At 46.6% G+C, this 3,197-nt stretch carries 4 protein-coding genes; 1 reads left to right on the plus strand and 3 read right to left on the minus strand.

Translation table 11 applies throughout. The annotated features are described in order from the left end of the window. The 3 genes from B4K20_RS03370 to mtnA form a co-directional block, all read right to left on the minus strand. A partial coding sequence (locus tag B4K20_RS03370; protein ID WP_289281880.1) for a hypothetical protein occupies positions 1 to 476 on the minus strand: 476 nt, incomplete at its 3' end. A gap of 14 nt (positions 477 to 490) precedes the next feature. Next, positions 491 to 1,165 carry an SDR family oxidoreductase gene (locus tag B4K20_RS03375; protein WP_289245212.1) on the minus strand — a complete coding sequence of 225 codons (675 nt, stop codon included), beginning with the start codon at positions 1,163 to 1,165 and terminating at the stop codon, positions 491 to 493. After that, positions 1,165 to 2,220, minus strand: a complete 1,056-nt coding sequence (gene mtnA / locus B4K20_RS03380; RefSeq protein ID WP_289281881.1) for an S-methyl-5-thioribose-1-phosphate isomerase — start codon at positions 2,218 to 2,220, stop codon at positions 1,165 to 1,167. The genes B4K20_RS03375 and mtnA overlap by 1 nt, the downstream gene beginning before the upstream one ends. Before the next feature lie 102 nt (positions 2,221 to 2,322). On the opposite strand from mtnA, the gene B4K20_RS03385 reads away from it, so the two are divergent. Continuing rightward, on the plus strand, positions 2,323 to 3,197 hold an 875-nt coding region (locus B4K20_RS03385), incomplete at its 3' end, for an amidohydrolase family protein (RefSeq protein ID WP_289281882.1).

Consider the following 3,197-nt stretch of genomic DNA (forward strand, 5'->3'; position numbering starts at 1 on the left):
GGCCAATCATTTGCACTAAATATGGGCTTTTCAATGCTGCCCCATTTTGTAGATAGGTGTTGATGTAATTTGCCCCAGTGATGGGCAAGCTGAGTTACAGTAGTGTTATCGATCTGATTTGCACTCAGATCCACACCTTCAAGATAACGAACCAAGACATAATGCCCAGCCTGTTCAGCTACCACCTCAGGAACGGCAAACCAGCCCTCGCGTTGCAGAAACTGACTGATAGATTGCGTGCGCCCTAAAGAGTTTGGAAAATCGAGCTGAAACAGATGGTTTATTCCCAGCCAAAACATGGAGTCTTGCACTCGTTGCTGATGGCAGACCTTTAAGATCATCTTGCCATCCGCGGTGTCACACTGCCACAACTGATGGGTACTATCAGGAAATTGTGCTTCCAAGGCGACTGCCGGCGCAAGTAACTCCGGCAGACTCGCTTGCTGCTGTCGGCTCAGTTCAGGGTAGAAATACATCTAACAACACAACTTTACCAAGGCAATATTTCACCATTCGTGTGCCAGAAGGTGCCACTGGTTTCGAGTGATAATTCTTCCATACGTTGGATTAGACCTGCTGCTGATTCATCGGGATCAATCAAACCACCATGGCCGGTCATATCGGTACGTACCCAGCCTGGATGTAAAATAGCTACAGCAATGCCCTTGGGTTTCAAGTCAATCGACAGAGATTTCCCGGCAGCGTTCACGGCTGATTTAGACATGCGGTAGGCATAACTTCCGCCTGAATCATTATCATCAATCGAGCCCATACGACTAGTAATAATGCCGACTTTACTCCCTTGTCCCAAATGCTTAAGTAGTGCTTGTGTGGTCAGTAAGGGGCCAAGACTATTCACACGATACATTCTGACAAAGTCATCAATCGCCTCTTCATCGATTTGTCCGAGCCCAATCCCACCGGCAATACCAGCATTATTGATTAGCCAATCTATTTTTCTACTTCCTAATGACTCAGCCAGTTTAGCCAAGCTTTTGGGCTGACTCACTTCCACATCCTCAATGACTTCGACATTTAAGGCGTTTAATTCAGATGAAGCTTTGCGGCAGGTTGCAATAACATGCATCCCTTTTTCTTTAAGCTGACGGCAGAGTTCCAATCCAATCCCGCGGTTACTTCCTGTCACTAGTGCTGTTTGCGTCATTATTTGTCCTCCTTTTTTAGTTGCTGCATTTTTTCTTTTGATGGATTACTGACCACGCCCTCTTCCGTCACAATGGCATCAATTAACGATGCTGGCGTGACATCAAATGCCGGATTCGAAACAGGCACCTCTACCGGCGCAATGGCATGCCCACCTATTTCTGAGACTTCAGAACTCATGCGTTGTTCAATCGGAATCAGGTTACCGTTTTCGAGCGACCAGTCAATTGTTGTCGTCGGGGCGACCACCATCACTTTCACACCATGATATTTCGCTAAAACAGCTAACGAATATGTACCGATTTTATTGGCTGTATCACCATTTGAAGCAATCCTATCAGCACCGACAATAACCCAGTCCAAGCGGCCACTAGCCATCAATGCGCCAGCAGCCACATCAGCTTGCAAGGTCATCGGAATGCCTTCTTGCATGAGCTCCCATGCCGTTAACCGACTACCTTGCAACCATGGCCGAGTTTCATCGACATAGACATGCTCAATTTTGCCATCCAGGAAGCCCTGACGAATAACGCCTAATGCTGTGCCAAAACCCGCCGTGGCAAGAGCCCCCGCATTACAGTGCGTTAACACGATACTGTCATTATCCAGCAAATCAGCACCATACTGCCCCATGGTTCTATTTGCTTTAATGTCTTCTTGGTGTATGCGATCGGCCAGCGCCAACAAAACTGGTTCAGGTGATTCATATTTAGACAATGTAGCGCAGGCTTGTTTCATACGCTCAATCGCCCAAGATAAGTTCACCGCCGTCGGCCTTGAGCTTGCCAGTCTTTTTAGTGCTGGTTCCACAGCTTCTTGCCAGTTTTCACCTGCACTGAACCAGGCTTCTCTTGCCGCTAATACCACAGCATAAGCCGCAGTGACACCAATAGCCGGCGCTCCCCGCACCACCATTAATTTAATGGCTTCTGCCACGGCATCAGAATCATGGTAAGTCAACCAGTTCTCGGTATGGGGTAATACACGCTGATCAAGCAAATGGAGTTGTTCATCACGCCATAAGATGGGTTCAATTGTCTGTAATAATCTGGTCAAAACAAGCTCCTGTCATGCTTGATGAATCTTTGTTGTGATTAGTTTGTCATGATAAATGTTTAGAATAGGTTTTCATTCAGCTCAACGGTATAATCGAAGTCTATGGAAAATGTCGATCTGATCATCAATGCACGCTGGGTAGTTCCAGTAACAAAAGACCAAACCGTGTTAGAAAACCACGCCATCATTGTCAAGGATGCACGTATTGTAGCGCTTCTGCCACAAGAACAGGCAAAACAGCTTTATTCTGCAAATGTTATCCATGATCTCAGTGAGCATTGTTTGATTCCCGGTTTAATCAATAACCATGCGCATACACCCATGTCATTGTTTAGAGGCTTAGCGGACGACTTACCGTTGATGACCTGGCTCAATGAGCATATCTGGCCGGCAGAAAATGCCTTTGTCAGTGATGCCTTTGTTGAAGCAGGTAGTGCACTCGCCATCGCGGAGATGATACGTGGAGGCACGACCTATTTTAATGATATGTATTTTTTCCCCGATGCTACGGCTAGAATCGTGGATAAATCAGGTATTCGCGCCAGTCTGGGCATTGTTGTCATTGAGTTTCCTACAAACTGGGCCAGCTCAGTAGAAGAATATTTGCATAAGGGGCATCAACTACACGATCACTATCGTCACCACCCTCGAATCAACACCATTTATTCGCCGCATGCGCCTTACACTGTGGCAAACAAAACTCTGGAACAGATCATTACCAATGCCGAAGAAATGGATATGCCCATCAGTATGCATATTCATGAGACTGCCGATGAAGTTGCCCACAGTTTGAAGGAATATGGCGTAAGGCCGCTCGAGCGTTTGCAACACATCGGACTACTTTCTCCAAGGCTGCTTGCTGTTCATATGACACAGCTAACCTCCGATGAAATAAAGTGGTGCGCTGAAGCGGGTGTTCACATCGCTCATTGCCCTGAATCAAATTTAAAATTGGCTAGTGGATTTTGTCCGGTAGC

It is taken from the genome of Methylophaga sp. UBA5088 (genome assembly GCF_002414625.1).
GTDB lineage: Bacteria > Pseudomonadota > Gammaproteobacteria > Nitrosococcales > Methylophagaceae > Methylophaga > Methylophaga marina.

Coding starts and splice junctions, on each gene's coding strand:
- B4K20_RS03375 (WP_289245212.1), bottom strand. CDS start 1,165: ATGACGCAAACAGCACTAGTGACAGGAAGTAACCGCGGGATTGGATTG.